At 42.0% G+C, this 26,629-nt stretch carries 29 protein-coding genes and 2 tRNA genes; 16 read left to right on the top strand and 15 right to left on the bottom strand.

Annotated elements, in window-relative coordinates:
• Positions 1-6: 6 nt before the first annotated feature.
• The 6 genes from AC23N5_RS21365 to secG are packed head-to-tail and all read left to right on the top strand — an operon-like array spanning position 7 to position 4,913.
• The gene (locus tag AC23N5_RS21365) at positions 7-1,203 is read left to right on the top strand and encodes an AAA family ATPase (protein WP_487757177.1); all 1,197 of its coding nucleotides are present in this window, start codon (positions 7-9) and stop codon (positions 1,201-1,203) included.
• On the top strand, positions 1,203-1,670 hold the full coding sequence (locus AC23N5_RS21360; RefSeq protein ID WP_487757176.1) for a hypothetical protein: 468 nt from the start codon (positions 1,203-1,205) through the stop codon (positions 1,668-1,670). The genes AC23N5_RS21365 and AC23N5_RS21360 overlap by 1 nt, the downstream gene beginning before the upstream one ends.
• Before the next feature lie 8 nt (positions 1,671-1,678).
• Positions 1,679-3,025 (top strand): sigma-54 interaction domain-containing protein, encoded by a 1,347-nt coding sequence (locus AC23N5_RS21355; RefSeq protein WP_487757264.1) that lies wholly within the window; start codon positions 1,679-1,681, stop codon positions 3,023-3,025.
• Positions 3,012-3,656, top strand: a complete 645-nt coding sequence (gene lptE / locus AC23N5_RS21350; RefSeq protein ID WP_487757175.1) for an LPS assembly lipoprotein LptE — start codon at positions 3,012-3,014, stop codon at positions 3,654-3,656. Before AC23N5_RS21355 ends, lptE begins: the two co-directional genes overlap by 14 nt.
• Positions 3,657-3,680: 24 nt before the next feature.
• Positions 3,681-4,499: a hypothetical protein gene (locus AC23N5_RS21345; protein WP_183972957.1), complete on the top strand. Its 819-nt coding sequence runs from the start codon at positions 3,681-3,683 to the stop codon at positions 4,497-4,499.
• Between the two features lie 51 nt (positions 4,500-4,550).
• Positions 4,551-4,913, top strand: coding sequence for a preprotein translocase subunit SecG (gene secG, locus AC23N5_RS21340; protein WP_487757174.1), 363 nt, complete (start codon positions 4,551-4,553; stop codon positions 4,911-4,913).
• Between the two features lie 129 nt (positions 4,914-5,042).
• On the opposite strand, the gene AC23N5_RS21335 is transcribed toward secG, so the two are convergent.
• The 5 genes from AC23N5_RS21335 to AC23N5_RS21315 are packed head-to-tail and all read right to left on the bottom strand — an operon-like array spanning position 5,043 to position 8,309.
• Positions 5,043-5,675 (bottom strand): hypothetical protein, encoded by a 633-nt coding sequence (locus AC23N5_RS21335; protein ID WP_487757173.1) that lies wholly within the window; start codon positions 5,673-5,675, stop codon positions 5,043-5,045.
• Complete coding sequence (locus AC23N5_RS21330; protein WP_487757172.1) at positions 5,672-6,619, bottom strand: outer membrane protein assembly factor BamB family protein; 948 nt, start codon at positions 6,617-6,619, stop codon at positions 5,672-5,674. The genes AC23N5_RS21335 and AC23N5_RS21330 overlap by 4 nt, the downstream gene beginning before the upstream one ends.
• 13 nt (positions 6,620-6,632) lie before the next feature.
• Positions 6,633-7,463 (bottom strand): hypothetical protein, encoded by an 831-nt coding sequence (locus AC23N5_RS21325; RefSeq protein ID WP_487757171.1) that lies wholly within the window; start codon positions 7,461-7,463, stop codon positions 6,633-6,635.
• Positions 7,464-7,468: 5 nt separating this feature from the next.
• Entirely contained in the window at positions 7,469-7,885 is a 417-nt protein-coding gene (locus AC23N5_RS21320) for a hypothetical protein (RefSeq protein WP_183972946.1), read from the bottom strand.
• Positions 7,886-7,895: 10 nt separating this feature from the next.
• Positions 7,896-8,309, bottom strand: coding sequence for a LytTR family DNA-binding domain-containing protein (locus tag AC23N5_RS21315; protein ID WP_487757170.1), 414 nt, complete (start codon positions 8,307-8,309; stop codon positions 7,896-7,898).
• Between the two features lie 166 nt (positions 8,310-8,475).
• Here AC23N5_RS21315 and AC23N5_RS21310 point away from each other — a divergent pair, with 166 nt between their 5' ends.
• The 3 genes from AC23N5_RS21310 (at position 8,476) to AC23N5_RS21300 (ending at position 13,475) form a co-directional block, all read left to right on the top strand.
• Positions 8,476-11,529, top strand: a complete 3,054-nt coding sequence (locus AC23N5_RS21310; RefSeq protein WP_487757169.1) for a ligand-binding sensor domain-containing protein — start codon at positions 8,476-8,478, stop codon at positions 11,527-11,529.
• Positions 11,523-12,284, top strand: coding sequence for a LytR/AlgR family response regulator transcription factor (locus AC23N5_RS21305; protein WP_183972941.1), 762 nt, complete (start codon positions 11,523-11,525; stop codon positions 12,282-12,284). The genes AC23N5_RS21310 and AC23N5_RS21305 overlap by 7 nt, the downstream gene beginning before the upstream one ends.
• 66 nt (positions 12,285-12,350) lie before the next feature.
• Positions 12,351-13,475 (top strand): mechanosensitive ion channel family protein, encoded by a 1,125-nt coding sequence (locus tag AC23N5_RS21300; RefSeq protein ID WP_487757168.1) that lies wholly within the window; start codon positions 12,351-12,353, stop codon positions 13,473-13,475.
• Positions 13,476-13,479: 4 nt separating this feature from the next.
• On the opposite strand, the gene AC23N5_RS21295 is transcribed toward AC23N5_RS21300, so the two are convergent.
• Positions 13,480-14,193: a LytR/AlgR family response regulator transcription factor gene (locus AC23N5_RS21295; protein ID WP_487757167.1), complete on the bottom strand. Its 714-nt coding sequence runs from the start codon at positions 14,191-14,193 to the stop codon at positions 13,480-13,482.
• A gap of 23 nt (positions 14,194-14,216) precedes the next feature.
• Positions 14,217-15,134 carry a sensor histidine kinase gene (locus AC23N5_RS21290; RefSeq protein WP_487757166.1) on the bottom strand — a complete coding sequence of 306 codons (918 nt, stop codon included), beginning with the start codon at positions 15,132-15,134 and terminating at the stop codon, positions 14,217-14,219.
• Between the two features lie 372 nt (positions 15,135-15,506).
• Between AC23N5_RS21290 and AC23N5_RS21285 the strand changes: the two genes are divergently transcribed.
• Both AC23N5_RS21285 and AC23N5_RS21280 read left to right on the top strand, forming a co-directional pair.
• Positions 15,507-16,322, top strand: a complete 816-nt coding sequence (locus AC23N5_RS21285; protein WP_487757165.1) for a hypothetical protein — start codon at positions 15,507-15,509, stop codon at positions 16,320-16,322.
• A 24-nt stretch (positions 16,323-16,346) separates the two neighbouring features.
• A complete protein-coding gene (locus AC23N5_RS21280; RefSeq protein WP_487757164.1) occupies positions 16,347-17,177 on the top strand; it encodes a sterol desaturase family protein in 831 nt (276 codons plus the stop codon).
• Here the strand turns inward: AC23N5_RS21280 and AC23N5_RS21275 are convergent.
• The 3 genes from AC23N5_RS21275 to AC23N5_RS21265 are packed head-to-tail and all read right to left on the bottom strand — an operon-like array spanning position 17,110 to position 19,560.
• The gene (locus AC23N5_RS21275; protein WP_487757163.1) at positions 17,110-18,045 is read right to left on the bottom strand and encodes a CPBP family intramembrane glutamic endopeptidase; all 936 of its coding nucleotides are present in this window, start codon (positions 18,043-18,045) and stop codon (positions 17,110-17,112) included. The genes AC23N5_RS21280 and AC23N5_RS21275 overlap by 68 nt on opposite strands.
• Positions 18,042-18,857: an N-acetylmuramic acid 6-phosphate etherase gene (gene murQ, locus AC23N5_RS21270; RefSeq protein ID WP_183972934.1), complete on the bottom strand. Its 816-nt coding sequence runs from the start codon at positions 18,855-18,857 to the stop codon at positions 18,042-18,044. The genes AC23N5_RS21275 and murQ overlap by 4 nt, the downstream gene beginning before the upstream one ends.
• A gap of 43 nt (positions 18,858-18,900) precedes the next feature.
• Positions 18,901-19,560, bottom strand: a complete 660-nt coding sequence (locus AC23N5_RS21265) for a phosphatidylserine decarboxylase family protein (RefSeq protein WP_487757162.1) — start codon at positions 19,558-19,560, stop codon at positions 18,901-18,903.
• Between the two features lie 88 nt (positions 19,561-19,648).
• Here AC23N5_RS21265 and AC23N5_RS21260 point away from each other — a divergent pair, with 88 nt between their 5' ends.
• Positions 19,649-20,266, top strand: a complete 618-nt coding sequence (locus AC23N5_RS21260; protein WP_487757161.1) for a Uma2 family endonuclease — start codon at positions 19,649-19,651, stop codon at positions 20,264-20,266.
• A gap of 49 nt (positions 20,267-20,315) precedes the next feature.
• On the opposite strand, the gene AC23N5_RS21255 is transcribed toward AC23N5_RS21260, so the two are convergent.
• Positions 20,316-21,590 carry a Glu/Leu/Phe/Val family dehydrogenase gene (locus AC23N5_RS21255; protein WP_487757160.1) on the bottom strand — a complete coding sequence of 425 codons (1,275 nt, stop codon included), beginning with the start codon at positions 21,588-21,590 and terminating at the stop codon, positions 20,316-20,318.
• Positions 21,591-21,965: 375 nt separating this feature from the next.
• Here AC23N5_RS21255 and AC23N5_RS21250 point away from each other — a divergent pair, with 375 nt between their 5' ends.
• Complete coding sequence (locus AC23N5_RS21250; protein ID WP_028525477.1) at positions 21,966-22,349, top strand: TraR/DksA family transcriptional regulator; 384 nt, start codon at positions 21,966-21,968, stop codon at positions 22,347-22,349.
• Positions 22,350-22,436: 87 nt separating this feature from the next.
• On the opposite strand, the gene AC23N5_RS21245 is transcribed toward AC23N5_RS21250, so the two are convergent.
• Positions 22,437-23,246 (bottom strand): crotonase/enoyl-CoA hydratase family protein, encoded by an 810-nt coding sequence (locus AC23N5_RS21245; RefSeq protein WP_487757159.1) that lies wholly within the window; start codon positions 23,244-23,246, stop codon positions 22,437-22,439.
• Between the two features lie 132 nt (positions 23,247-23,378).
• Here AC23N5_RS21245 and AC23N5_RS21240 point away from each other — a divergent pair, with 132 nt between their 5' ends.
• Positions 23,379-24,497 (top strand): trans-sulfuration enzyme family protein, encoded by a 1,119-nt coding sequence (locus AC23N5_RS21240; RefSeq protein ID WP_183972926.1) that lies wholly within the window; start codon positions 23,379-23,381, stop codon positions 24,495-24,497.
• A gap of 142 nt (positions 24,498-24,639) precedes the next feature.
• Positions 24,640-24,724 (top strand) — tRNA-Ser (locus tag AC23N5_RS21235).
• A gap of 171 nt (positions 24,725-24,895) precedes the next feature.
• On the opposite strand, the gene AC23N5_RS21230 is transcribed toward AC23N5_RS21235, so the two are convergent.
• The 3 genes from AC23N5_RS21230 to AC23N5_RS21220 form a co-directional block, all read right to left on the bottom strand.
• Positions 24,896-25,060: a hypothetical protein gene (locus AC23N5_RS21230; RefSeq protein ID WP_183972924.1), complete on the bottom strand. Its 165-nt coding sequence runs from the start codon at positions 25,058-25,060 to the stop codon at positions 24,896-24,898.
• Positions 25,044-25,562 carry a hypothetical protein gene (locus AC23N5_RS21225; protein ID WP_487757158.1) on the bottom strand — a complete coding sequence of 173 codons (519 nt, stop codon included), beginning with the start codon at positions 25,560-25,562 and terminating at the stop codon, positions 25,044-25,046. The genes AC23N5_RS21230 and AC23N5_RS21225 overlap by 17 nt, the downstream gene beginning before the upstream one ends.
• A 222-nt stretch (positions 25,563-25,784) precedes the next feature.
• A complete protein-coding gene (locus tag AC23N5_RS21220) occupies positions 25,785-26,018 on the bottom strand; it encodes a hypothetical protein (RefSeq protein WP_487757157.1) in 234 nt (77 codons plus the stop codon).
• Between the two features lie 345 nt (positions 26,019-26,363).
• Here AC23N5_RS21220 and AC23N5_RS21215 point away from each other — a divergent pair.
• A tRNA-Ser gene (locus tag AC23N5_RS21215) sits at positions 26,364-26,448 on the top strand.
• The last annotated feature ends 181 nt before the right edge of the window (positions 26,449-26,629 follow it).

Raw genomic sequence — 26,629 nt, 5'->3', positions numbered from 1 at the left:
ATTGCCATGATTTCTGAATTACATATTGAAAATTTCCGAAGTATAGAAAACGCAACCTTAGATTTAGGGCGCATTACGGTATTGACTGGAAGCAATAATAGTGGGAAATCAAGTTTAATGTATGGCTTAGCGTGTTTAAAGTATTTAGCATTTAATCCAAACCGACCTTTAGATGCCATTTTTAATCTTCCCAATATTATTAATATGGGCGGGTTTGAGGATGTGATTTATTACTTGAATAATAACGACACTATAGCTATCGGTATTAAATTGAAAAATTTTAATACCGATATTTATAACAAGATAGTGCTTGGTAAATACGAAGTTAATGCAGAGTTGGAGATTCGACAACCGTTTGAAGCTTCTGAAAGATTGACTTTTTCTTTGCCTTTCATTTTAAATAAATGGGTTGAGTTTAGTACCTTCCCAAAGTTTGTAGGAGTAGTACAGTATAATGGTTTTACTTTAAAAGAATTATTAGTTTCTCATAATGAAGAAACGAACCGTCCTTTTAAAGAAATTCAAGAATCGTTAGACTTATTAAATAATTTCAGTAGTAATTTTGAACTTGTTTCTGTACGGAGAGGTTTCTCAAAACCATCATTTGGGATGGTGCCTTTACAAATAGATACTGTTACAGAAGATGAAATCGCTACTAAAATTGCTTTAGATAAAGATTTGTCAAGCAGGATTTCATATTATCTTGAAGAAATATCTGGTAAGACATTTAGTGTTCATGTGATTCCCAATACGGCAGTTTTTTACTTGCAAACTCGAGATATAAAAACAGGTTTGGTCAATAATTTAGTCAATGAAGGGACTGGAACAAACCAATTAGTGACGATTTTGTCGAAGGTATTACAACCCAATAAGAAATTTATTTGTATTGATGAACCCGAAATACATCTGCATCCCAGTATGATTGAAAAGCTGGTGGAGGCCTTGGTGGAAATCGCTTATGAAGAAGATAAACAATTTTTACTTTCTACCCATAGCGAACATTTTGTTACATGTTTGTTGTCGGAGGTCGTAAAAAAGAAATTGCAGCCCGATGATTTGAAAGTTTATTATTTGACAAAAAACGATAGAAGTACGCACATTGAGCACCAAAAAGTTTATGCAGATGGGCAGTTGGAAGGAGGACTCAAAAATTTTTATGAGTCTGAGTTGAAAAATTTGGAAACCTTTTTCAAAATAGCCTAATGTATTTGGTTGTAAATGAATGGCTTCCTGAGTATTTTTTGCGGAAAGCATCTGGTGGAGAAAAAAAACAACTTGAGCAGTTTTTAAATAGGTTTTTACAGCGCGGAGATGTACTATATGTTCAGACTGGAAGTCCATTTGAAGCCAAGATTTATAAATTTGCTAAGGACAATCAACAGTTTCCTACTTATCAATACTTTAAACAATTTATTGGCGCAGTTTTGAGAAATAATAAGAGGTGTGTTTTGGTAGAAAAAAATAAATCTATTCCTGATGAAATAGACAAACGACTAAACGAGTTGGGTACAAATTATAATAGCGACCGATATTTGTTTGAAACAGCTTGGCAAATCCCAGATAATGAGCCTAAAATTATCATCACTTCTGATTTGAAACTTAAAAGACAAATGGAAGGAAATGGCTATTTTGATGTATTGATGCTGGCTGATTTTTTGAAAAGTTACTAAGTTTAATGATGACAAACCCTGAAATTCAATCCATTAAAAACCGTTTTGGCATTATCGGGAATGCACCTGCCCTCAACTACGCCCTTAACGTAGCGATGCAGGTAGCCGCCACCGATTTGACAGTGCTCATAACGGGAGAAAGTGGAAGTGGGAAAGAGTCGTTTTCTAAGATTATTCACAATCTTAGTTCACGTAAACATGGCCCATTTATTGCCATCAACTGCGGCGCAATTCCCGAGGGAACCATTGATTCTGAGTTGTTTGGCCACGTGAAAGGTTCGTTTACGGGAGCTATCGAAGACCGTAAAGGATATTTTGAGATTACCAACGGTGGTACAATTTTCTTGGATGAAATTGCCGAAATGCCCGTAGGGACCCAAGCACGTTTATTGCGGGTATTAGAAAACAAGGAATTTATCCGTGTAGGGTCATCGGCAGTGCAAAAAACCGATGTTCGTGTGGTTGCGGCAACAAACGTAAATTTGATTGATGCAGTGCAGCGTGGTAAGTTTCGGGAAGATTTGTATTATCGACTCAATACGGTGCCGATTGCCGTGCCACCCCTTCGTGAACGGGGAAGCGACATAGATTTATTGTTTCGAAAATTTACCTCAGATTTTGCAGAAAGGTACCGAATCGCACCCGTGACGCTTACGAACGAAGGGAAAGAAATGCTGATTAGTTATAATTTCCCAGGGAATATTCGTCAGTTAAAAAACATTGCCGAGCAAATCCAAATCTTAGAAGCGGAAAATAAAGTACCAATTACACCGCAAGTTTTGGTAAAATACTTACCTAATTACGCATCAACGACGCGCTCGATGACGTTTTTAGGAGCAGGAGGTAACAATGCCGCAGCGGGAGAGTCATTTAATGAGCGAGAATTGTTGTACAAAATTTTGTTTGACATGCGGCGCGATATGAATGACCTCAAGAAGCTGGTATTGAAGTTGTTGAGCGGCGATGCCCACCACGGAGAGATTTTGCGCGAACATGGTAGTCTATTTAGTAGTATAGAAGCCGACACGCAGCCTTTATCAGAAACTACGAAACTGTTGCCAAGCGGAACAGCCCTCAACGCATCCGCAACGCAGCATTCATCTGGGGCAATGTCGAATAATACCCCCAGTATTATTCAGATTTCCCCTTACGATAGCATTGAGAATGAGGTAGTGGATATTTCTCACGAAACAGCAGAGGATGAGTCGCTCTCCTTGGAGCACAAAGAGAAAGAGATGATTGTGAAGGCTTTACAACGCAGCGCTGGCAAACGAAAATACGCAGCTCAAGCCCTCGGGATTTCAGAACGAACATTGTATCGTAAGATAAAACAGTATGATATTGAAGAAGATTAGTTTTCGGTTTCCTGTTTCGGGTTTCCTGTTTCGGGTTTTGAGTTTGGGGTTTCCTGTTTTTGGATTTCGGGCTTTAACTCTAAACCCTAAACCTCAAACTGTAAACCATCAACCCCCAACTTCAAACCGTAAACTCCAAACCGTAAACCTGATATTCCTAACGACTCTTTGTATATCGTTGTCAGGCTGTTATTCTTTTAGAGGAACGACGCTTTCGCCCGATATTAAAAGTGTGACGATTACAAACTTTACGATGGGAACCGCAGGGGGGCCAGCCAACATGGCGTTGCAGTTTAATGAAAAAATGAAGGAGTATTATCAGCGTAATACCAGTTTGGCGCTATTGCCGCTAAACGGCGATTTGCAGTTGGAGGGTTCTATTACTGCCTATGAAGTTACTCCTGCGGCACCCACTGCCAATGACCAAGCGGCTCTAAACCGACTTTCTATTACGATTCAGGTAAAGTTTACCAATAATAAAGATGAAGAGAAGAACTTCGATCAAAGTTTTTCATTCTTCAAAGATTTTCCTCAAAGTCAGACACTAAGCCAAGTAGAGAGCCGACTTGTACCCCAAATTTTGGATCAAATTGTCCAAGATATTTTTAATAAGTCGGCAGGAGATTGGTAGGTTTTGTATAAAACGACCCCATATATGAGTAATCGTTACGTAAAAGAATCATTTTCGTACTGGACGTCGCATCCAGACGATATTACGGAGGCTGACATTCCTCACCTCAAGGAGGCGTCCGATTTGTACCCTTATTGTCAAACATTACGGGTATTGATTGCCAAAGCAACTGCACTTCATCAGCCAGAAGTGGCGGAAGTTCCCATTCAGAAAGCCGCAGCGTATTCAATAAGTCGAAATACGTTGCGAAAATTAATCCAAAACGAATTTCAATGGTCGCCCAATCTCAAGAGTAAAAAATTTGAAAATGTATTGTGGCCAGCTGATTATCAGAAGAAGGAAGTGGAATCATTGGCAAAACCCCGATGGAATTTGCCAGAATTACCAAAAATTAGCCTTTTTGACGAACCATTAGATTCATTACAGCAGAAAACATTGATGCCAGAATTGCCACCTATTGACGACACGACATTGCGCGAGAACGTATTGCAGAATGATTTAGAACAGATTGAGAGTTCAACAGCCGAAGAAAATGTAAAGTTACATCGAGAACTTGAACGCCAAATTCAGATGGACATCATTGATAGCTTCATCGAAAATGAAGCCCGAATTGGTCCCATCCGCGCTAATCTGAACGACGTAGTTAATGTTGAACCTGAAGACCTTGCCAAAAAGCGAAACTCTACCGTCAGAAGAGAGGTAGTAAGCGAAGGGATGGCGCGAATCATGGTGCGGCAAGGAAAAATTGAACGGGCCATTGAAATATACGAGCAACTGATGTTGAAAAAACCAGAAAAAAAGGCGTACTTTGCCGAAAAGATAAAAGACTTAACCACGGAGTAGCAAGTGAAAGGTCAATCTTGAACTAGAAAACTCATAACTGAAAACAAAAAAATGTTTACCGTATTTATCGTTGTAATTGCTATTATCGCTGTATTGTTGGTTTTAATCGTATTGGTTCAAAACTCAAAAGGAGGCGGTTTAGCAGGAGAATTTGGAGGAAGTGGTGCGAGCCAAATGTTTGGTGTAAAACGTACGACTGACCTTTTGGAACAAATCACTTGGGGATTGGCAGGTGCGATGGCGATTTTAGCGTTGGTTTCGCATTTGTTCATCGGTGAGCCTCAAGCGGCAGGTGGAATCAACAGCGTAAACGTAGAGAAAGCGAACCAACGTTCGTTGCCTGCGGCTCCCGCGCCTACAACGCCTGCTCCAGCAACTACACCAGCTCCTGCACAACAACCAGCGCAGAAATAAGTCAGTGCTGTTGCTTCCAACGGAAGCCCAAAAGCCACGAAGAAATCAATTCTTCGTGGCTTTTTTTTGTGTTATCGTGGAGTGTGTTGGAATTTTCAGGTTGGGAAGCAGTCCATGATTGTCAGTGAATTAGCGGGTTAGGTTTTCAGTTCCCAATTGACTTCCGCCACCCATTGCCCAGCGGCCCTTGGCTTTATTTCCGATAATCAGGTATTCGACGGTCCCAAAAGCTTGACCAAATCCGTAGCCAATTACGAGCATATCGCCACTCATAAATCCGACCCCGTTGTACGTTTGGCCCGCTATCGTCCACTGGGCTTGAAAAGTATCGCCCGTTTTTTGCATCATCAGTTTGCCTTGATAGGGACTGCCGTCGGCATTTTTCCCTTCTACATCGTATTGCCCGTTTTTGCCAACGATGATTTCTGTGCCCGTTTTTCCGTTGAGTTTCGAGGTAGTCCATACTCCTTGGAGCCGTTGTTGGGCTGGGCTTGTTTGGTAAACGACAATTCCGTAGGCGGAATTTATCCCATACCCAACAAACAATTTTCCGTTGACAAGTAAGCCGATTCCGCTGTAATTTCCTGCGGAAGTTTTCCAGTCAACGTCGTATGTGTTTCCTATTTTTGAAATGGACAACGCTCCTTCGTAGGGCTTACCGTTGGGTAGTTGAGCTTTTTCGATTTTCCAAGCCCCTTCTTGGGCTGAAGCTGTGTAAGAAGTCGTCATGAGCAGGAGGAGAGAAAGTAGTAGATTTTTCATGAAAAGGGTGTTCGCCAGAGGGGTTTGTTGGTTTTAGTATCAAAGGAGATGGTGTAATATGCGTAGCTTGTGCCTAGTTCGAGGTGTATGTCTTTTTGAGCGCCCATTTCCACGTAGGCAGTGCCGTCTTTGTAAATCAAGGCACTAATGACGTGTTTGTCTAACTTCTCAAAGCGTTTGTTAAATAATACTTTTCCCGTATCTAGTTCAAGAACAGTGGTTTGCCACGTTTGTGAATCAATCCGCTTTAGGAAAGAAACGGTTCCGTTGGCAATGGTCGAAAGAGTGACAGTTGTTGGGAAACTCCATAAACGGGCTCCTGTTTGAGGCGAATATCGACTTAGCGTTTGGTGGCGCGTGTCTTGGATAAACCAGTAGTCGCCCACAATGATAAAATCATACGCATTGCGAGCGTCGGGCATTTTTTCTTTCCGAATGATTTTTCCAGTACTTGCCTCCATAATGACGTACTCCCATCGGTCTTTGGGGTTTTTGTCTAAGTCCGTTGAGCCTGTGTGTTGGGGTGGAACTACGTGCAAATACGCGCAAAAAAGACGGTCGTTTTCTAAAATAAGTGTACTTGAAGTAACGTAGGAGTGTTGAGCAGAATCGTAGGCTGACACTGTTTTTTCAACGGGGAAATCGGTATGCCAAACAACTTTTTGGGTAGCTTGGTCAATTAAGGCGATTCCTTGCTTTGACAAAAGTTGGCGATGTTTGTGTTCGTCGCGGGGTAGGTATAACCGATTTTTCAATAGAATGCTGTCGTGCCAAGAGCGTGTGGTGAGGTAGTTTTTCCAAACTGCTTTTGTGCTATCAATTGGAAGTTCAAAACCATAACGCTCATTTTCTTTGGGGGAACTTAGCCCACAGGCTGATATAAGCCAAGATAAAATCCCCATGAGTAGAAGCGAATTTGAATAAAAGTAAAAAGTACGATTCATGTCTATAAGGAGGTTATTGCCATGTCCAAATTTTAAGGTTTTTGGTGATTCCCACTACATTATCGTTCCAATCAGTACTATTGGAAACAGTAGCGATAATTCCAATTTTTCCCATGGGAGAACGGTAATTAGCAGTAGGTTTGTTAATGATTATTCGTTCATTGACACTGATGGTCAGGTGATTACCTTTTTTGCGAATTTTCAACCTTTGTTTCTGAATAGATTTAAACGTCAATTCTTCTTTGATGGACACCAGTTTTTCATAGTCTGATTTACCGTTGAGATAAGTACGGAGTATTTGCCCGCTAGTCGTAATTTGGTCACCTGACCATGATTCAAGCTCCCCAATCATGGTTTTTTTGGTTTGGGATTGGTAATTGAAGACGATTCCGAGGTCAATTTTGCCTCCCCCCAACTCGATGTCCATTTCCGCCACAAAGTTGTCAAATACTTGTTTTGTTAATCCCAAAACATAGCTACTCGATGACTTTTTGTAGGCAATAGTGCTAAAAACAAGTTGATTTTTTTCAATCTTCGTAGTGGCAGCTTTGGAGTCAATAAGGTTGTTAAATTGATGGTTTTCAAATGTTTCATTGATGGATAAATGTAAATCATTGTCAGTTTTTTGTTGATTAAAAGCATCTTTACGAATAGTTTGTTGGAGTTCTTGTTGATTTTCCTTTTTGTTTTTGATGGCTTGAAGACTGTCCAAATGGGCTTTCCTTTGAGCCTCAATCCGAGCTTTTAAAAGGGCTTCAACGTTTTTAGGTTGGTTGGCCCACTGAATAAAAAAGTAGCCAGCAATAATCAAAACCAAAAGGATGGAGAGTAAAATTTTGAGCATAGGATTTACGAATAAGCGCTGGTGTAGCTTTGGAGTGTTCCGAGGTATTTTTGGGGGAGGCAAATCTGGATACCGTCGATGGTACAACAAATAAAGGTTTGTAGAAAAAAACGCTTACTTTCCCAATGACGAATTTTTGTCCAAGGAAAAAGAAGTGGCGGATGCCCGAGCTGGAAAAATGGCATAATGTGCAGGTACATACCTTCTTGGGTAAAGGCGAGTCGAAGCAAGCCGTTATAATTGGAGAGACCAACCCGCCCTGTCACGTTGGCATAAAAACCCTCTTTTAAGGGTTGGGTAGCGAATTTTTTAGCTAGGTTTTGCCAACCACTGACGTGAGAAAAACCATAGACAACTGCCGACCACAGAATAGAAAATACGACCACAAAAGCAAGGGCGATGCCTGCAATAAATAATGCCATTTCCATGAGTTTAGCTGGCTATTCGGTGGGCGCGTTGAAAAAAAAGATATACTTGTTGAAACACTTTGCGTTTACGGCGCGCAATAGGTAAGCACAACCCATTTTGAAGATGTACTTCGTATTCAGGAAAATCACAGGAAGTAATCGAATCAAGATTGACCAAAAACGATTTATGAATGCGGGCGAAAGGGTAGGTTTTTAGTTCTTGGTTGTATTCTTTTAACGTTTTTGCCACTAAAAAACGCCGCCCGTCTTTTAGGTAGATGTTGCTGTAATTGACATCACTTTGGATATAAAGTATCTGATTGATTGGGATACTGACAAAGCGATTCATGTAGGGTAACGTGAGTTTGGGAATGGAAACTTTCCGCTGAGGAGGGGTTTTTACAAGCAGAGGCAAAGGCGGATGAGTGAGCGCGTTCATAACTTCAAGGGGTTTTGTTATTTTGATGATTCAAAAATAAATTGGACAAAATCCCCGAAAAACTACCGATGAATAACTGGCGGTATCTGTAAAAAGGTGGCGGGCTTGGATGTATTTTTGGTAATTTGCTACTTTGGGGATTGTTCAAAAGATTGATTGAAAAAACATGCGGCTTAAAGGCGGGCTTTTGTTGTACTTGCTAGGGTGGAGTATCCCGTCGCTGTTTGCGCAGGTGTTTCAAAATGCTTGGGTGGAAAATTTTGACAACCGAAACGGCCTTTCACAAAATACAGTTTGGAGCATCAACCAAGATAGTCGGGGTTTTCTTTGGGTAGGTACTGACGATGGGTTGCTACGGTACGACGGGTATCAGTTCAAACCCTATCGGGCGCAGATTGGCAAATCGGCGGGGGGGCTTCCCAGCAATAGTATTCGGCAGTTATTTCACAATGGCGACGAGCACCTTTGGGTAGGAACTCGGAATGGCATTGCCGAACTCAATATATTGACGGATTCTATACGTACGTTTTTGCCAAACATTAGAATACGAAAAATCCTGCCAGGTGCCCAAGGGAAGCTTTGGGTGTGTAGCAACAAAGGACTCTATTTCCTAGATACTAAAAGCAAACGTACCTACTGCAAAATCCCCAAGCTTAATATACTAAATGCCGCACAGCTTGATACCAACAGGCTATTGATTTCTACCAGCGAAAACTATTGGTTGTTGGACGTCAAAAAAAACAAGTACAAGGTAGTGTCTTTTGGGCTGGCTCCCGACAATGACATTCGTCCGATGCAAGTATATAACAACTTGATTTGGATAGGGGTCGAAAATGAAGGCGTTTGGACGTTTGATAGTCATTCCCTGAAATTGGTAAAAAAGTATTCTTTACGAGCCCTTTTGCCTGAGCTTATTACATTTCCAATTCGATCGATGACAATTGGCAAAAACGGGCGATGTTGGTTGAGCCTACAGTCGGGGTTGGTTTGTTTGGATACCAAAACCGAAAAAATGGATTTTTTGCCGTCTGATTTGACGTACCAGCGCCTCAACAGCCTCAAAGGATCGCCGCTCAACGACATTTTTGAAGATAATTCGGGCTTAGTGTGGGTGGGAAGTAATAATAGTGGGCTGAACAAAATAAATCTTCGATTGGGTAAATTTCGGACCATAAATCAAGATAATGGGCTGAATTACAACTTCATTTTGTCTTTTGCTGAATCGGGCGACCATCTGTTGGTGGGAACAGATGGAGAAGGAATCAACGTTTGGAATAAGAAGACAGGAATAGTGCGGGTGAGTAAACCAGAAACTGAAGGCCGAAGCCAGATCTTTGCAATGATTGAGGTCGAACCAAGCCTTTTTTGGGGGGCAACGAGCAATGGCTTGGTGCAGTTTGATGCTAAAAAAGGAAAGTTTACCGAACCTTCGCTTGCGTGCAAGGCAGCCTTCGATACGCTCCAATCAACCGCAATTCGGACGATTTACATGGATAGCCGAAAGCGGATTTGGATGGGGACGGCCAAAGGGTTATTTACGTTTGATTATCCGACAAAAGCGTATCGTTTTTGGGCCAATGCAAGCGGGTACGACGATTTGATAAACTCATTTAAAGAAGATTCAAAAGGGACAATTTGGATTGGGAGAGGGGCAGGGCTGCAAAAGTATTCGCCTATCAATGAGACGATTGAGCCTGTGCCACTGGTGATACCGTCCACCCATATTGAGGTGGGGGATGTAAGCAGTGTCAACCTAAGCAGTGATTCCGTTCTTTGGATTAGTAGTTATCGGGTAGGTTTTGGGAAATACAATCCGCTGTCTAAGCGATTTAAGCTATATACCACCGACGACGGCCTGCCCAACAGCATCGTGTATGGTTCGTTGGTGGATGACAATGGGCAAGTATGGATGAGTACCAATATGGGGTTAGCACGGTTTAATCCTAAAAATGAGACTTTTACGGCTTTTGATGTACACGACGGTATTCAAAATAATGAGTTTAATGGGGGAGCTTACCTTAAGTTAGCTTCTGGCGAGATGGCGTTTGGGGGAGTCAATGGCTTTACTATTTTTCAACCTACAGGGCTACAACGCCGTGGTAGTCCTTCGCCTGTGGCCATTACAGAGGTAAAAGTGATGAACCATTCGGTGAATGTTTTTGGAAAAGGGATGATTGAAACGAGCTATACAGAAAACTTTTTGTCGTTTGAATTTGCTGCGCTAGATTTTACTTCACCCCAAAAGAATCAGTACGCGTATCAATTGGAGGGGGTTGATAAAAATTGGATATACAGCGGAAGCCGTCATTTTGTGAGCTATTCGCAAATTCCTCCAGGAGACTATGTTTTTAAAATAAAAGCGAGTAATTCGGACGGAGTTTGGAACGAAACTCCACTGACGTTGAAAGTACGAGTGACCGCTCCTTTTTGGACAAAAGATTGGTTTCGTTTTTTGGCGATGATGGCGGGTGTTGGGGCGTTGGTAGTGTTTTTTACGGGAAGAATACGCCGTATTCAGGAGAGAGAAAAAGAAAAAGCGATGCTCAATCGCCAGATTGCAGCGTTGGAAATGAAGGCATTACGTGCTCAAATGAACCCGCATTTTATTTTTAATTGCCTCAATTCCATCAATAATTTTATTTTACACGACCAAAACCACCAAGCATCGAAGTACCTCACCAAGTTTTCTAAATTGATTCGGCAAATTTTGGACAATACCGATACGCCACTTCAGACCATCGAACGTATTGTAACCTTTATGAACCTTTATGTTGAGTTAGAACAAATGCGTTTTGGGAAAAATAAGTTTGATTTTGAAATCAAAGTAGATCCCCGCTTGGAGGCTCACGAAACCGTTTTTCCTACCATGATGATACAACCGCACGTTGAAAATGCCATATGGCACGGACTGATGCACCGTTCGGAACAAGGCAAAATTATACTCTCGTTTCAAAGAGAAACGTCAACGCTGGTGTCGTGTACCATTGAAGACAACGGAGTCGGGCGGGTAAAGTCAAAAGAAATAAGTAAACAATTGTCGCCCAGCCGAAAATCGAAAGGGACTCAAAACGTCCTCGAAAGCATCGAAACCTTTAACCGTCAGTACAATACCGAAGGGGCCAAAATCATCATCGACGATTTGTACGACCAAACGGGTGAGCCTTCAGGAACAAAAGTAAAAATAGTTTTGCCAGACATTGCCCAATTCAAATTATGTTAAAAGCGCTCATCGTTGACGACGAACTCATGGGGTGCCAAGCCCTTAAAAAACTCCTCGAACTGTATGCCCAAGACATTTACATTATGCAGTTTTGCCATTCGGCCGACGAAGGTGCCCGCGCGATTCAGGTGCTGAACCCTGATTTGGTTTTTTTGGACATTCAGATGCCTGGCAAAAGCGGATTTGACATGCTCGATGGCCTCGAACGGATTGATTTTGAGGTGATTTTTACCACAGGATTCGACCACTATGCCGTAAAAGCCTTTAAAATTGGGGCGGTCGATTATTTATTAAAACCGATTGATGGCGACGAACTTGAGGCCGCTATTCAACGGGCTTCTGAGCGTATAAAAACCAAAAAATCATCGGCTCAAAATGTAGAAGTACTGTTGCAAAACCTTCGAGGAGGACAGTCGGAGAGTATGCAAATGGCGCTTCCGACGCAAGAAGGGATTTTTTATGTACCGATTCGAGAAATTGTTCGCTGTGAATCAGATGCGAATTATACCATTTTTCATTTCATAGGCCGAAAAAAAATAATGGTGTCCAAAAACTTAAAAGAATACGAAGAATTGCTAAGCCCTTATGGCTTTGTACGGGTTCATAATCAGTACCTTATCAATTTGCGTCAAGTGAAAAAATACATCAAAGGGGAGGGGGGAACGGTGGTAATGAACGACGATGCTCAGATTGAAGTAGCCCGTCGTCGAAAAGAGGTATTTTTGGCCGAGTTGTCGAAATTGACCATTCGATAACCCGCTTTTTGTTGTGAAAACGCCAAATACGTCGTTGTTTTGTAGCCGAATCAACTAGCTAAAGACATGGACCAAGTTTCGTATTGGCTTCATTACACCATTTTAGAAAACAAACTCAGCGATTTATTTTGGTTTGTGGGCATATTGGGCTTAGGAATCATCCTTCGGCGCGGACTTTCGTTTACTGTGAGTCGTACGATTTACCGTTTTATCAAAAGTGAGGCTGGCAATATCCCCGTGGCCGAATTTGTGCGCCTTACTCGCCGTCCTTTTGAGGCTCTTATCACCCTTGTTATTTTATTTTTGGCCTTTCATCACCTCAAAGTTCCTTCCGAATGGAATTGGGCTTCGCCTGAAAAATTTGGCTGGCTGATGCTGTTGGAGCGGGTCTTTCAAACGATGTTGTCGGTGGCTGTTGGCTGGTTAGGAATTCGACTAATAAAATTTATTTCCTTGATATTCAAGCAGCAAGCTGCCGAAACGCCCTCTGCCTTAGATGATCAACTCGTCCCTTTCTTCAAAGACATTGCCATCGTTTTTTGGACCCTGACGTGTTTTTTTGTCATGCTTCACAAAGTGTATGAAGTAAACGTTTGGGCACTAATTACCAGCTTGGGAATTGGGGGAGTCGTGATTGCGTTGGCGGCCCGCGAAACGCTCGAAAACCTCATCGCCTCGATAACCATCATGCTCGAACGCCCTTTTTTGGTGGGGCAGTCGGTGGTATTGGATAAGATTTCGGGAGAGGTAGAACAAATTGGGTTTAGAAGCACGCGCGTTCGTTCGGACGATGGTAGTTTGATAACCGTGCCCAACCGTTTGATGGTGACGCAAGCCCTCGAAAATGTCTCACAACGAACCCACCGCCGCGCCAAGTACTACGTTCGATTGGCGTACGATACACCTTCGGAAACCATTGAAAAAATCATCGAAGAAATCCGTGAATACTTACTTTCGCAGTACATTACGGGGTCGAAAGAGCCCACAGTGCGGTTAGAGCTTTTGAGTGAAAGTTCGTTGGACGTAGTAGTAATTTACCACGTGGGCACGTCCGTTTGGAAGGAATTTATGCGCGTGCGGGAAGACGTAAATTTCAAAATACTAGAAATCGTCCGAACCCAAGGTGCCACATTTGCCTTGCCAAGTAGAGCGCTTTTTGTGCGTGGGGTGGAGAATATACCACAAGAATAACGATTTATTCAATCGACAGACGTTTAAGCAACTCCTCTTTATAGGTCGCACCGATAGGGAGGAGCTTTTTGTGGATTTCTACCTGATTTCCAACGATAGCCTCTAACCACTTTAATTGAATAATATACGATTTGTGAATTCTCATAAAATGAGAAGCTGGCAGCGTATTTTCAAGGTTTTTGATAGATTGAAGTGTGATAATCCGCTGTTTATCAATGGTATAAATGCTTACGTATTCTTTGAGACCTTCAATGTATAAAATGTCTTCGTACCGCACTTTAACCAATTTTCCTTCTGATTTAACAAAAAAATGGGTAGAAATAGGGGGAGTGGGTTCGGTAGGGAGTGAAGCTGACGGTTGACGATACTGAACATAATCGGTTGCTTTACTGACGGCTTGTACAAAACGCTCAAATGAAAAAGGTTTCAATAAATAATCAATGGCATTGAGCCGAAAACCCTCCACAGCGTGTTCTGAATAAGCGGTTGTAAAAATGATGGCGGGCTTTTGTTGTAGTGTTTGTACAAAATCCAACCCGTTGAGGTGAGGCATTTGAATGTCCAAAAATAATATATCAATTTGTTCGGTTTTGAGCCGATGAAACGCTTCTAACGCATTTTCACAACTCGCCAACAATGTCAGTTGGGGTACTTTTCGCACGTATTCTTCCAGTAAAAGGCGCGCCATGTATTCGTCGTCAACAATCAAGCAATTCATAAACGGAGAAAGGAAAAACAAGGTTAAAATTTGAGTTGTAAACTAATTGTAAAAAGGCTGTCATGTTGGATGGTATTCAACTGATGCCGTTCGGGATAAAGGAGAGAAAGTCGTTGTCGAACGTTCTGCAAACCAAGTCCACCAACTTTATCCTTGCTATCACTCGACCCTATGCTATTTTGAACTTCAAACTTTAGCATTTGAGGCTCTATTTTTAGGTAGATTTTTATCAATCCTTTTGGATGATTTAGGTTCCCGTGTTTAAAGGCATTTTCAATAAAATTGACAAACAACATCGGTTCAATCTGCAATTGGGGTGCCTGATTGATTACTTCAAACGTGACTTTAGGGCGGTCGGCGGGGTTAAGGACTTGTAATTCAACGTAATCTTGAAGGTACTCAATTTCTTTTTGAATACTCACTTTGGGGGCGTCACACTCGTACAACATGTATCGTAACATGCCCGAAAGTTTAAGAATCATCGGGGCGGCCAGGTCAGATTTAAGGTAAGCTAGTGAATAGACATTGTTGAGGGTGTTGAACAAAAAATGCGGATTCATTTGAGATTTTAAAAAACGCAGTTCGGAGTTTAATTGGGCGTTTCGAAGCTCATTTTCAAGTTGCATGGTTTTAATTCGGTCTTCTAAAAGCCTAAAAAGAGAGCTTAACACCCAAATGCTTAAAAAAGAAAAGGCAATGAAAATTAGGCGCAGTGGAAGAATTGTCGTGACGGTGGAGACAAGATAAGTCGGCAATAATTGCTCAATCCAAAAGCGAAGGACGGTTAGACCAAAAAAACTCAGAATCGAAATCGAAAAATAGTGAACGTATTTGCGGTTGAGGAAAAATTGGGGAATGAGCCAAAACCAGTTAAAATAAGCAAAGGCAGCGTGTAAAAGCAAGCCCAAAAATACGCGTGCTTGGGCTGACCAAAAGGGCATGATTTGACCGAATGTGTAGGATAATACCAATATGTAGGTCAACCAAAAGGCGACGTGCCAAATCCAGCGATATTTTTTAGTGAATAAAAACATGCCCGAAAATACGAAGGCAAGGGACTTTTATGGGGAATTTTCAACGAAAATGCTCAATTCTTCAACAAAAGTGGTAAAATACGTCATCTGCCTAGTTTAGGAATAGGCCGAAGGTATTTAAGCAAAAGAAGCCCAAAAGGATAATTTGATTGAAAAAAGGAGTGGGTTGGTTGAATTGTTTTCGGGAGCTCGACTGGCGCTCCCAATTTTGAGCCATCAAACAAAATCAATTTGTCTAACTAATCGAAGCGACGCTTCTAAATTTAAAAGCTCAAAACCATGAAACGCTTATCAATTGCAGCCCTTCTAGCAGCCACCTTATTCACTTCTTGTAACAAGATTGACTCAGTTACTGTACAACCCTCCGTTGATTTTTCCCAAATGGAGAAAGCCATGAAACAAAATACCCAGGTTCAAGCTTCACTTCAAAATGTCTCCAGATTGGTGAATGACATCATGGATAAAACAAAAGTGAATGGCCGTGCTGCCGACGGCGGAAATGTCCCTACCTGTGCCAATATCCAAACCGATACCAAAAATAAATCAATTACCGTGGATTTTGGAAACGGGTGTTCAGGAGCGTACGGTACTGTTAAAGGGGTAATTTCTATTTCTTATTCAGGGGCTTTTGGCCAAACGGGTACAACTATAACGGTCAAAATGACGAATTTGACAATGGGAGATGTCAGCATGAATGGTACCATCAGCCTCTCTGATTTTAAATTAAACCCAGCTAACACTCTTGAGTACAAAATCAACGTCAACTCGCTTAATGTCGTTACGCCCACGGGGAGTGTTACAACCTCAGTAGCTATGGCACAAACTTGGAAAAACTTCCTTACTCCCTCCACGAGCGATGACGAGCTATTAACTTCTCTAAATGGGAGCTTTAAGGCGGGAGACCTTGATTATGCCGTCGAAACTACAACCTCCATGGTATCAAAAGGTTCATGTGAAACCAATGTGCCCGTAAGCGGAGTCGTAAAACTAAGCGCCGCAGGTGTATCAGGTGTACTTGATTATGGTTCAGGTACTTGCGATACTGTTGGTATTCTCACTGTGGGTGGCCAATCTAAATCAATTGAGTTAAAATAATCATAGTTTGCTAATTCATCAGTCATGGAAACATTTCAAGAAGTCGATATTTTGAGTCGTTTGACACTTTCCTTTTTCTTTCAATTAGTTCGATATGTGTTGGTTGCAGGAGGAGCCTACTGGTTGTTTTATTACTTCAAACGCCACGATTGGTTCTATTTTAAAATCCAACAAAAATTCCCAAAATCCAAAGATGTCCGCCGTGAAATCGGTTATTCAATTTTGACAATGGTTATTTTTTCGGCGGTGGGTTTGGGTATCTATTCCCTTCGTAAACAGGGGCTTACTCAAATTTACACTGACATAGAAGACATTGGCTGGTTGTATTTTGGAGTAAGTGTTGTTTTAGCTATTTTTTGGCACGATACATATTTTTATTGGACTCATCGAATGATGCACCATCCTAAATTATTCCCTTTTTTCCACAAAGTGCATCATTTGTCGCACAATCCAACCCCGTGGGCAGCCTTTGCGTTTCATCCGTTAGAAGCCGCAGTTGAGGCAGGTGTTTTGATTTTTATGGTAATACTGATTCCCATGCACCCGCTAGCAATTTTCATCTTCTTGATTTTTATGGTAGTTATGAACGTACTGGGACATACTGGCTACGAAGTATTTTCACCCAATTTTATAAATACATGGTTTGGAAGTTGGCAAAATACACCCACACACCACAACATGCATCACCAACTTGGGAAAGGGAATTATGGGTTGTATTTCAATTTGTGGGATAAATGGATGGGAACGAATTTTAAGCAATACAAAAAGACGTTTGAGCTAAATGCCTCTAGGACAAAACCAGTTGAAGCCAAGCCGCTAAGTCCATCAGCCAAGCTACTCCCACATGAACAATAATGCCGCCCCAGATACTTCGCGTTTGTAGGGCCAACACACCAAGAATATAGCCTCCGAAAATTGAGCCGATGGTTTCTCCCAATGGTTTCCCAAAATGAAGAGAGGCATAACAGACGACCATTGGAATGATGACACCTCGACCTAAAAACCGAGCCATTCCAATGGTTAAAAATCCTCGAAAAAGCCACTCCGTAATGCAGAAATCAAAACCATAACACACCTCATAAAACAGGGTTGTTACCCAAGGAGCTACCCCAAAAAACTCGTCGGCATTTGAGCCTTTGTAGGAAGGGTATGAGCGCAAAAAATCAGGTTGAAACGAGGCCCAACTGATAAGGGGCACCATCAAAACAACCAAAAGCAAGTAGGGCTTTACAACAAACCATTGGGGACGTAGTCCGTAAAAGTAAGAAGGCTGCTGTTCAATGAAATTATAAAAGAGCAAAAAGGGAAGAACGACGGTTAAAACCGAAAAAAGGTTAGACAAACAATGGAACGCAAAGATGTAAATTTGTCCATCAAAAAGCGTCTTACTCCATTGGTTGTAGGCATAAAAGCCGCCGTCTAATCCCAGCACTCCCAAGATAAATAGACTATACAGCCAGAAAGTAGGCGTACGCAGTGCGGAGGTTTCTTTTTTACAAAGGGTATAAATAAAAACGCCTCCGTAATAAGCGAAGGCGTATAGTAAAAAATACCAGAAAATGCGAATCGAGTTGCCACGATAACTATCAATGATTCCCCGTTCTAAATTTATACGGTAATTGATGGCAATGATTACCACCAAAAAAACAGCTGTAAAGCCATACGTTTTAGCATCAAAATCGGCTTTTACGTGCTCTTTAAGGCTGTTCCAGATTTTTTTCATGACAAATTGCGGCCAGCTTCAACAGCATTGCGAACGCTTCCGTGGGCATCCAACAGCGCTTGCGCTTCTTCGGGGGTTATGTGCGGCAATTCCTCTCGTACCATTCGGATGGCGCGTTGAACGAGTTTAAAATTGGTCATTTGCATATCCACCATTTTGTTGCCCTGGACGCGTCCAAGTTGAATCATGACCGAAGTGGAAATCATATTGAGGGCTAATTTTTGGGCCGTTCCTGATTTCATGCGCGTACTACCAGTGACAAACTCGGGACCTACGACGATTTCGACGGGATATTCGGCCGCAGCGGCTACTTTTGACCCTACATTGCATACAATACACCCCGTCAGAATGCCTGCACTGCGGGCTTGATTGAGTCCACCAATCACATACGGTGTACGACCCGACGCCGCAATTCCAATCAATGAATCTAGTTCGTCAATGTCATAGGCTTGGAGGTCAATCCAGGCCTGATTGGGGTCATCTTCGGCATTTTCGACGGCTTTACGGATGGCACTGTCGCCGCCCGCCATGATACCAATGACCAAATCAAAAGGTACGCCGTATGTTGGGGGGCATTCTGAGGCATCTACCACACCTAAGCGACCACTCGTTCCTGCACCAATGTAAAAAAGGCGACCACCTTGTTTCATTCTAACGACGATTTGCTCAACCAATGCCTCTATTTGAGGAATGGCTTTTTCGACGGCGTAAGGAACTGTTTTGTCTTCGTTGTTGATGTTAGTGAGCAACTCCCGAACACTCATTTGGTCGAGGTTGTCATAATGTGAAGTAGATTCTGTCGTAGATAGCATGATTTTTAATGTCGAATGTCAAGTGCAAAGCGTCGAATAACACTTATTTTAAATGTGCTAACACTGTGATTCCACCTGTTGTTTTTTCTTCAAGATTTACTTTAATATCAGCATCTAGTGGTAAGTAAATATCGACGCGTGAGCCAAACTTTATAAATCCCATTTCGGACCCTTGGCTTACCTGTTGACCTTCTTTTACGTACCAAACAATGCGTTTAGCTAAGGCACCCGCAATCTGACGAAAAAGCACTTCAGCTCCGTTTGGTGCTTTTATGACCGTAGTTGTGCGTTCGTTTTCTGTACTAGATTTGGGATGCCACGCCACCAAGTATTTGCCTGGGTGATATTTGAAATAGTTAACCACACCAGCAATGGGGTTCCAGTTGATATGGACATTGATGGGGGACATGAAAATAGAAACTTGCCGACGTGGGCCTTTAAAGTATTCTGTTTCAACCACTTCTTCAATGACGACCACTTTGCCATCGCAAGGGGCAATTACGTGATTGGGGTGAATGGGCGTAATCCGCGTTGGTTTACGGAAAAATTGAACAATAATAAAAAAGAAGACGAGTGATACCACAAGCCAAGTGGTTGTTAGCCATTCGATTTCGCCTATAAAGTAGCGCAAGAGCCAATTGGTAATTAATACAAATGCGCCTGCTAAACCAATACTAGCGAAACCTTCTTTATGAATTGTCATACGTACGGGGTTTTTAGATAAACGTTGCAAAAGTAGGCAAACCGCTTCAATTTTTCTATCTTTACTTTATCATCAAAGCGACAATTGTATGACTGCCTCGGTTGATATGCCTCAAAAACGGAAGCGAAAAGTGCCCGATTATTTGATTTACGAAACCCTCAACGGAAAACCTCTTTATTACAAAGGTTACAAGGATGTGATTCGTAAAAAGAAAAAACCAGAAGAAATTATGGGAAGTAGTTCGTTGCAAGCAGCTATTGTTTCACTAATTCATGTGTATCTGTCGGTTCATCTTTCGGACGACTACCTAGTCGTTACCAACGAAGCTGGTTTGCATATTGATGTAGGAGATAACCTTGCAAACGACATTGCTGTCTATTGGCAAGATGATATAGGTACGCTGAATGATAATTATTTTTCAACTTCCCCTCATGTGGTTATTGAAGTGGATATCAAAGCTGACATGGCCGACTATGCCACTGATGAGGAGTATATTATTGAAAAAACGCAAAAAATGTTGGATTTTGGAACGCAAAAAGTTGTTTGGGTATTGACCAAAAACCAAAAAATTGTGGTGGCCGAAAAGTTAAATCCAACTTGGTTAATAACAAATTGGCAGCAAGACATCGTCATTGATGAAAACTGTATCCTGAACTTGAACGAATTGGTTAAGAAAAAGCGATTGACAGCATTTTTGAGCAAATAGATAATGAAAAGGGCAAGTGACGATTGCTAACTTGCCCTATCTTAATTCTCTAATAACCCCCACGGTACTTATAGGTACTTGCTACTTTGTCGATAGCAACAATATAAGCCGCAAGTCGCATGTTTACTTGGTATTTCTGCGAAGTAGCATACACATTTTCAAAGGCATCTTTCATGATGCGATCCGAACGGCGGTTGATGCGTTCGAGGTTCCATTTGTAACCAATACGGTTTTGAACCCACTCAAAATAAGAAACCGTCACACCACCAGCATTGGCTAAAATATCGGGAACAACCATAATCCCCTTTTCATTGATGATGTCATCGGCACTGGCAGAAGTGGGCCCATTGGCACCCTCCACAATCATTTTAGCTTGAATATACGCGGCATTGTCGTGGGTAATAACATCTTCTTTGGCCGCTGGTACCAATACATCTACTTGAAGCGAAAGGAGCTCTTCGTTAGTGATTTTGTCAGCCTCTTTATAACCCTCCATAATGCCACCATTGGCAGCGCGGTACTTCATCGCATCTTCAATGTCGATGCCTCGGGCATTGAAATACCCACCCGAAATATCACTGATGGCTTGGACTGTGACGCCGCGTTCGTGCATGAGCGAGGCTGCATACATCCCTACGTTTCCAAACCCTTGAACGGCGGCCGTTGCTCGGTAGGGATTGATGCGCATTTTTTCCATGGCAGCAAGCGCCGAAACCGTTACACCACGGCCTGTCGCTTCGGTACGGCCAAGTGAACCACCCAATACGAGCGGTTTGCCCGTTACCACACCGTGAACGGTCATACCCATGGCTTTGGAGTATTCATCCATCAGCCATGCCATTTCGCGGGGGCCTGTCCCCATGTCGGGGGCGGGAATGTCTTTGTCGGGGCCAAAAACATCGAGCATCGACAAGGTGTAAGCGCGCATGAGGCGTTCGATTTCACCTGCGGACATCGTACGAGGGTTGCAAGCAATCCCTCCTTTTGCCCCACCGTACGGAATATCTACTACGGCACATTTCCAGGTCATCCATGCGGCAAGGGCACGCACTTCGTCAATGTTGACGGCCATATCAAATCGAATCCCTCCTTTGGCGGGGCCAAGGATGGTAGAGTGAATGACGCGATAACCTTCAAAGACTTTGATTTGCCCATTGTCCATCGTAACGGGAAGACCGACTACGACCTGTTTGCGGGGGACTTTGAGAATGTGGTACATTTCATCGCTAATACCAAGGAGTTCGGCCGCTTTGTCAAAACGCGACATCATCGACTCCAATGGATTCTCCTTATCTTTGATAGGAGCAGGCTCAATGTAAGTCATAACTTTAAAGAAATCTGATTATTTGGAATGTTCGTTTGATGATAAAATCTCTGGACACAAAAAGCGTCTGAGCTTCTTGGCGCAAACTTACTATTATTATAACCAAAAACACAAAAGGATAGTTTTTTCTTGATATAATACAATAAATGACTTTAAAAGGAAATGCAAGTCTTTGCCAAAAGGTTAAAATAGTCTATAGGTTCTTGGGGTTTTATCCAAATATTACTTGGTATTTGTTGGAAAACATAAAATCGACAAATAATAAGTTTTTATTAAACGGTCGTAAAAATGGTTTGACAGAACCGAATAAAACGTATTTTTGCGGCTTAATTGACTTCCGCCATTAAGTTGTACCCCAAACCAAGGAGTTTTATTATGTCAGCACAGGAAGAAAAAAAACGTTACTCTGAAGAGGAGTTGAAGGAGTTCGAAGAAATCATCAACACAAAACTTGAAGTTGCGCGTAAAGAATTGGCGTACATTAAGGACACATTAAGTCGCAAAAATGACAGTGGTACCGACAATACTGGTGCAGCGACCAAATTGATGGAAGATGTGGACACAAGCGAGCGGGAGCAAATGAGCCAATCGGCTGGGCGTTTGCAAAAATTTATTACGCAGCTTGAAAACGCGCTTATTCGCATCAAAAACGGTACGTACGGCATTTGTATTGATACTGGAAAGTTGATTCCAAAGGAGCGACTACGCGCAGTGCCACATACGCAACAAACGATTGAAGCAAAACTTCGTCGCGTATAATCGACGCACGAAACGTGGGAATACGCTGAGGCGACAAAGCCATTTTTCTTGCCAAAAAGCAAGAACGTGGTTTTGTCGCCCCTTTTTTTACTTATACACTGCGGGGCGCTTCTGCATTTTCGCCTGAAACGCCTCCATTAAATCATCAGAAAGTAACATAGCAGCATTCCAGGTTGCCATGTACTCTAGGCCATCGGCTACTGAGTGGTCGCGGGTGTGGTTGAGGATGGCTTTGGTCCCTCTGATTGATAAGGGAGACTTGCTCGCGATTTGTTGAGCTACTTTCAACACCTCCGTGTACATTTCCTCGGCACTTGCAAAAGTACGATTGACTAACCCGATGCGCTCTGCTTCCAAACCCGTTACATTTCGTCCCGTATAAGCCATTTCGCGGGCAATACCAGGGGGAATAATTTTAGGGAGCCGTTGGAGTGTTCCCAAATCTGCCACCATTCCCATGTCAATTTCTTTGATGGTAAAGTAGGCGTCGTCGGTGCAGTAGCGCATATCGCAAGCACTTATAATATCCACTCCACCACCAATGCAGCCTCCTTTGATGGCCGCAATGACGGGCTTACTGCACTGCTCAATGGCGTTGATGGGAGCTTGTAGGGCCAGAATTTTTTTGCGAAGTTGTTCTCTTTTTCTGCCTTCGCAAGGTTGCGAAAATTGGGCTACGTTCATCAATAGCTCCAGGTCGATTCCTGCGCAAAAATGCTTGCCGTGCCCACTTAATATAATTACCCGAACGTCGTTGTTATCATCCAATTCTTCAAAAAGAACCTTCATCTCATCCCACGCCTTTTGATTTAGGGCGTTGGCACGTTCTGGGCGATTAAAATACACCCAGGCAATTGAATCCTCAATACGAAGGTCGAATGTTTCTAAGGTTGTCATGAGTCCGAAAGGGTTTATTAAAACAAAATCAATGGTATGCTTGCATACTATATTACAAACCTACGCAACTAATTTTTGATTCAAAAAGATTTAGAGTAAAATTGTGGAGTTAAAACCCACTTACTACTTCTGATGAATTTTGAAACCTTAGTCATTAATAGTACGCAGTACCACGACGCCAATGCCAGTGCGGTGGTTCCGCCTATTTATTTGTCAACGACCTTTGAGCGTGAGCCCGATAGCAGTATTCCTCACGGACATATCTATACCCGAGCCAGTAACCCCAACCGAAATTCACTGGAAAAAGCCTATGCGGTATTGGAAGGTGGGGAAGTCGGGATGGCTTTTGCGTCGGGGCAGGCGGCTACGGCTACCATTTTTCAGTGTCTTTCTCCCAACGACCACGTCATTGTTCCTGACGATGCTTACTACGGAACCCCCGCTTTGTTGCAAGAAATAATGTCCGTTTGGGGGTTAAAATACACAAAGGTGGATATGAGCGATTTAGCAGCGATTGAGGCGGCTTTTTTGCCAAATACCAAATTAGTATGGATAGAAAGCCCGTCGAACCCCCAACTCAAAATTACTGACATTGCGGAGGTGGCTACTTTGGCTCGCCAAAAAGGCGCCTATACAGTTTGTGACAATACGTGGGCAACCCCTGTTTTACAACGCCCACTTGATTTGGGGTGTGATGTGTCGATGCACTCTGCCACCAAGTACTTTGGGGGGCACAGCGATTTATTGAGCGGGGCGTTAATATTTAAAGAAAATGGTCCGTTGGCTGAAAAAGCACGAATGATACAAGCATTGGGAGGGGCTGTGCCTTCGCCATTTGATTGTTGGTTGGTTTTGCGGGGGCTTAAAACGTTGCCTTTGCGGGTTCGTCAACAAACTTCGAATGCCGCACAGTTGGCAGAATTTCTGAGTACGCATCCTGCCTTAGAAGCCGTTCATTATCCTTTTTTACCGAGCCATAGTGGGGTAGAGGTAGCCAAAAAACAAATGAGTGCGGGGGGAGCGATGATGTCGATTCAAGTGAAAGGGGGAGAGGCGGCGGCTTTGGCCTTGAAAAGCAAAGTAAAAGTGTTTATTAGAGCCACGAGTTTGGGAGGAGTAGAAAGTTTGATTGAACATCGCGCGACGGCGGAGGGAGTTCATTCGGTGAGTCCTAAAAACCTGCTTAGAATTTCGGTAGGGCTAGAGCATATTGATGATTTAATTGCGGATTTAAAGCAGGCATTAGAATAATTTTAACAAATTGATAATCAGCAAAAAGGGCGTTTTTACGCGCTGTTGCGCTTTTTTTTTAGATTTTTTCTTAGAAAAAACTTGACAAAGCTGTGTAATAATTCTACTTTTGCAATCCCAAACGACGAGTAAGGGAAAACAAAGAGAGATGGCAGAGTGGTCGAATGCGGCGGTCTTGAAAACCGTTGACTGTAACAGGTCCGGGGGTTCGAATCCCTCTCTCTCTGCTGAAAGGCTGCAAATCAGTGATTTGCAGCCTTTTTTGTTTTTATTAAAAACAGTGAAAAATATCAAATGTCTAAGGAGGGAATCTTCCAATGTTGAAAGTATTAAAATCATTGGTGGGGGCTTACAGGCCTCCAAATCGCTAGGTATACTGCTGTTTATTATTGAATGTTCTATTCAATGCAGGCAGAATGTTTTTTGCTTTTTTTTTGCGCACTGCTATTCTTTTTTCGCTCCTTTAAAAACGCACTGAAAGCGGTATCGTCAGCTTTAGCTACTGCGCTATTAATCATTACGTCAGATTGATTGAGTTTTTGAAAATTAGGACTGCTTTTCATTGGGAAAATATCGTTTAAAGAGTTGATATGATTGAGGAGTATCAATGAACATTTGGCTGCCTCGACCAAACTGTTTCGCTCCTAAAGTTTCTTGGTAGTGTTCAATCAATTGGGTTTTAGAAAAAACAAAAGATACAATACCGTCATAGTTGTATTCAAATGCTACTTTACAAGCATAGGCGACCAAATTTCCCGCTACTCCTTCATAGACTTTATTTTTTCCTTTGTTGAACTTTGCACTTTCTAGCAAGTGCATAAAGATATGGTCGTTTTTGTCTTCTATGCTCAACAGCCCATGAATAACTTTCGGGTTTTCGTGAGTTACCAACTTGAAAACGCTTCGGCTATTGTATTTAGTTTCTGCTTTCCGGTTAAAAACCCAATCAGATGCCTTAATCTCTGATGAAGACACAGGCAACACGTCAGTCAAAAAGCGTTCTCCCGTAATAGCATTTTCGATAGAGCGCGTTAGCTTATCAATCTGTTCACTAATTTTTGTCATGTGAGGGATGATATTCTTTGGCGAGCGGTGGAGTCCATGGCCAGCTCATTGTATTGTTATGAACAAATAAGTAAGCGTGAACGCCACTTATTCCCCCGTGTTTTAAAAAATGGGCTATTAATCTATGATTACCGTCGATAGCAACTAAGGGACTTGTTTCAAGATTAGGGCTTATAAATACAGGAGCATATTGGGCGTTAGCACTAAGGTCTATATTCTCATCTAATAAATCATTAATAGTTGTTTGACAGAGAGTTTGATCGTTTTTAGGGAAATTTTGCCTGGTAACTGATTTAAATATATCTCTTTATGAAGAATAATTTGGTAACAGAGCGCTTCATTTTCAGGGCAACGGGTGATTAATTCATCGTTGTTGATTCCAATCTTACCCCTGACTCCCTCGATTGTCGTTTCAAATTTCCTAATTACTTGATAATCAATATCAATAACTTTCATTTTTATATTTTGAAAAATTTGATTTTGTCAAATTTACATAAACCAGGTGAGGACTGCAATGATTTTATTATATCTTAAGTAATGTTTTTTAACCTTGATTGGAGTAAAATAGCGGCTATTGTTTCTGTTAAATATGGGAGAAGAAGAGTGTTTTTTGATTTTAAAGAATAAACAATTTGGTAGTCAAAGTTGATGTGTTTTTGATGCGTAAGCTTCTATGTTGCCGATTTACAGGCTTATTTGTTTAAGAAACTCTATTCTCTTAAAAATTCTTAAACAAAAGCTTGACAAAGCTGAATAATAGTTCTACTTTTGCAATCCCAAACGACGAGTAAGAGAAAACAAAGAGAGATGGCAGAGTGGTCGAATGCGGCGGTCTTGAAAACCGTTGACTGTAACAGGTCCGGGGGTTCGAATCCCTCTCTCTCTGCTGAAAGGCTGCAAATCACTGATTTGCAGCCTTTTTTGCTTCTATGCTCCTAAATTTACTCCACATTTCAATTACTGCAACCCGTATTTTTAGTCTCTATTTTGGGATCAAGTTCAAAATTTGTGGAGAGCGTTGTATTTTTTTAGGTTTGTGTTTTAATCAAACCTGTCTGTTTTGGAAA

Source organism: Runella sp. R5_40 (assembly GCF_057652295.1).
The sequence above is the reverse complement of the archived record's forward strand: the minus strand, read 5'-3'. Positions and strand labels throughout refer to the sequence as shown.

Coding starts and splice junctions, on each gene's coding strand:
- AC23N5_RS21365 (WP_487757177.1), top strand. CDS start 7: ATGATTTCTGAATTACATATTGAAAATTTCCGAAGTATAGAAAACGCA.
- AC23N5_RS21360 (WP_487757176.1), top strand. CDS start 1,203: ATGTATTTGGTTGTAAATGAATGGCTTCCTGAGTATTTTTTGCGGAAA.
- AC23N5_RS21355 (WP_487757264.1), top strand. CDS start 1,679: ATGACAAACCCTGAAATTCAATCCATTAAAAACCGTTTTGGCATTATC.
- AC23N5_RS21345 (WP_183972957.1), top strand. CDS start 3,681: ATGAGTAATCGTTACGTAAAAGAATCATTTTCGTACTGGACGTCGCAT.
- secG (WP_487757174.1), top strand. CDS start 4,551: ATGTTTACCGTATTTATCGTTGTAATTGCTATTATCGCTGTATTGTTG.
- AC23N5_RS21335 (WP_487757173.1), bottom strand. CDS start 5,675: ATGAAAAATCTACTACTTTCTCTCCTCCTGCTCATGACGACTTCTTAC.
- AC23N5_RS21330 (WP_487757172.1), bottom strand. CDS start 6,619: ATGAATCGTACTTTTTACTTTTATTCAAATTCGCTTCTACTCATGGGG.
- AC23N5_RS21325 (WP_487757171.1), bottom strand. CDS start 7,463: ATGCTCAAAATTTTACTCTCCATCCTTTTGGTTTTGATTATTGCTGGC.
- AC23N5_RS21320 (WP_183972946.1), bottom strand. CDS start 7,885: ATGGCATTATTTATTGCAGGCATCGCCCTTGCTTTTGTGGTCGTATTT.
- AC23N5_RS21315 (WP_487757170.1), bottom strand. CDS start 8,309: ATGAACGCGCTCACTCATCCGCCTTTGCCTCTGCTTGTAAAAACCCCT.
- AC23N5_RS21310 (WP_487757169.1), top strand. CDS start 8,476: ATGCGGCTTAAAGGCGGGCTTTTGTTGTACTTGCTAGGGTGGAGTATC.
- AC23N5_RS21305 (WP_183972941.1), top strand. CDS start 11,523: ATGTTAAAAGCGCTCATCGTTGACGACGAACTCATGGGGTGCCAAGCC.
- AC23N5_RS21300 (WP_487757168.1), top strand. CDS start 12,351: ATGGACCAAGTTTCGTATTGGCTTCATTACACCATTTTAGAAAACAAA.
- AC23N5_RS21295 (WP_487757167.1), bottom strand. CDS start 14,193: ATGAATTGCTTGATTGTTGACGACGAATACATGGCGCGCCTTTTACTG.
- AC23N5_RS21290 (WP_487757166.1), bottom strand. CDS start 15,134: ATGCCCTTTTGGTCAGCCCAAGCACGCGTATTTTTGGGCTTGCTTTTA.
- AC23N5_RS21285 (WP_487757165.1), top strand. CDS start 15,507: ATGAAACGCTTATCAATTGCAGCCCTTCTAGCAGCCACCTTATTCACT.
- AC23N5_RS21280 (WP_487757164.1), top strand. CDS start 16,347: ATGGAAACATTTCAAGAAGTCGATATTTTGAGTCGTTTGACACTTTCC.
- AC23N5_RS21275 (WP_487757163.1), bottom strand. CDS start 18,045: ATGAAAAAAATCTGGAACAGCCTTAAAGAGCACGTAAAAGCCGATTTT.
- murQ (WP_183972934.1), bottom strand. CDS start 18,857: ATGCTATCTACGACAGAATCTACTTCACATTATGACAACCTCGACCAA.
- AC23N5_RS21265 (WP_487757162.1), bottom strand. CDS start 19,560: ATGACAATTCATAAAGAAGGTTTCGCTAGTATTGGTTTAGCAGGCGCA.
- AC23N5_RS21260 (WP_487757161.1), top strand. CDS start 19,649: ATGACTGCCTCGGTTGATATGCCTCAAAAACGGAAGCGAAAAGTGCCC.
- AC23N5_RS21255 (WP_487757160.1), bottom strand. CDS start 21,590: ATGACTTACATTGAGCCTGCTCCTATCAAAGATAAGGAGAATCCATTG.
- AC23N5_RS21250 (WP_028525477.1), top strand. CDS start 21,966: ATGTCAGCACAGGAAGAAAAAAAACGTTACTCTGAAGAGGAGTTGAAG.
- AC23N5_RS21245 (WP_487757159.1), bottom strand. CDS start 23,246: ATGACAACCTTAGAAACATTCGACCTTCGTATTGAGGATTCAATTGCC.
- AC23N5_RS21240 (WP_183972926.1), top strand. CDS start 23,379: ATGAATTTTGAAACCTTAGTCATTAATAGTACGCAGTACCACGACGCC.
- AC23N5_RS21230 (WP_183972924.1), bottom strand. CDS start 25,060: ATGAAAAGCAGTCCTAATTTTCAAAAACTCAATCAATCTGACGTAATG.
- AC23N5_RS21225 (WP_487757158.1), bottom strand. CDS start 25,562: ATGACAAAAATTAGTGAACAGATTGATAAGCTAACGCGCTCTATCGAA.
- AC23N5_RS21220 (WP_487757157.1), bottom strand. CDS start 26,018: ATGAAAGTTATTGATATTGATTATCAAGTAATTAGGAAATTTGAAACG.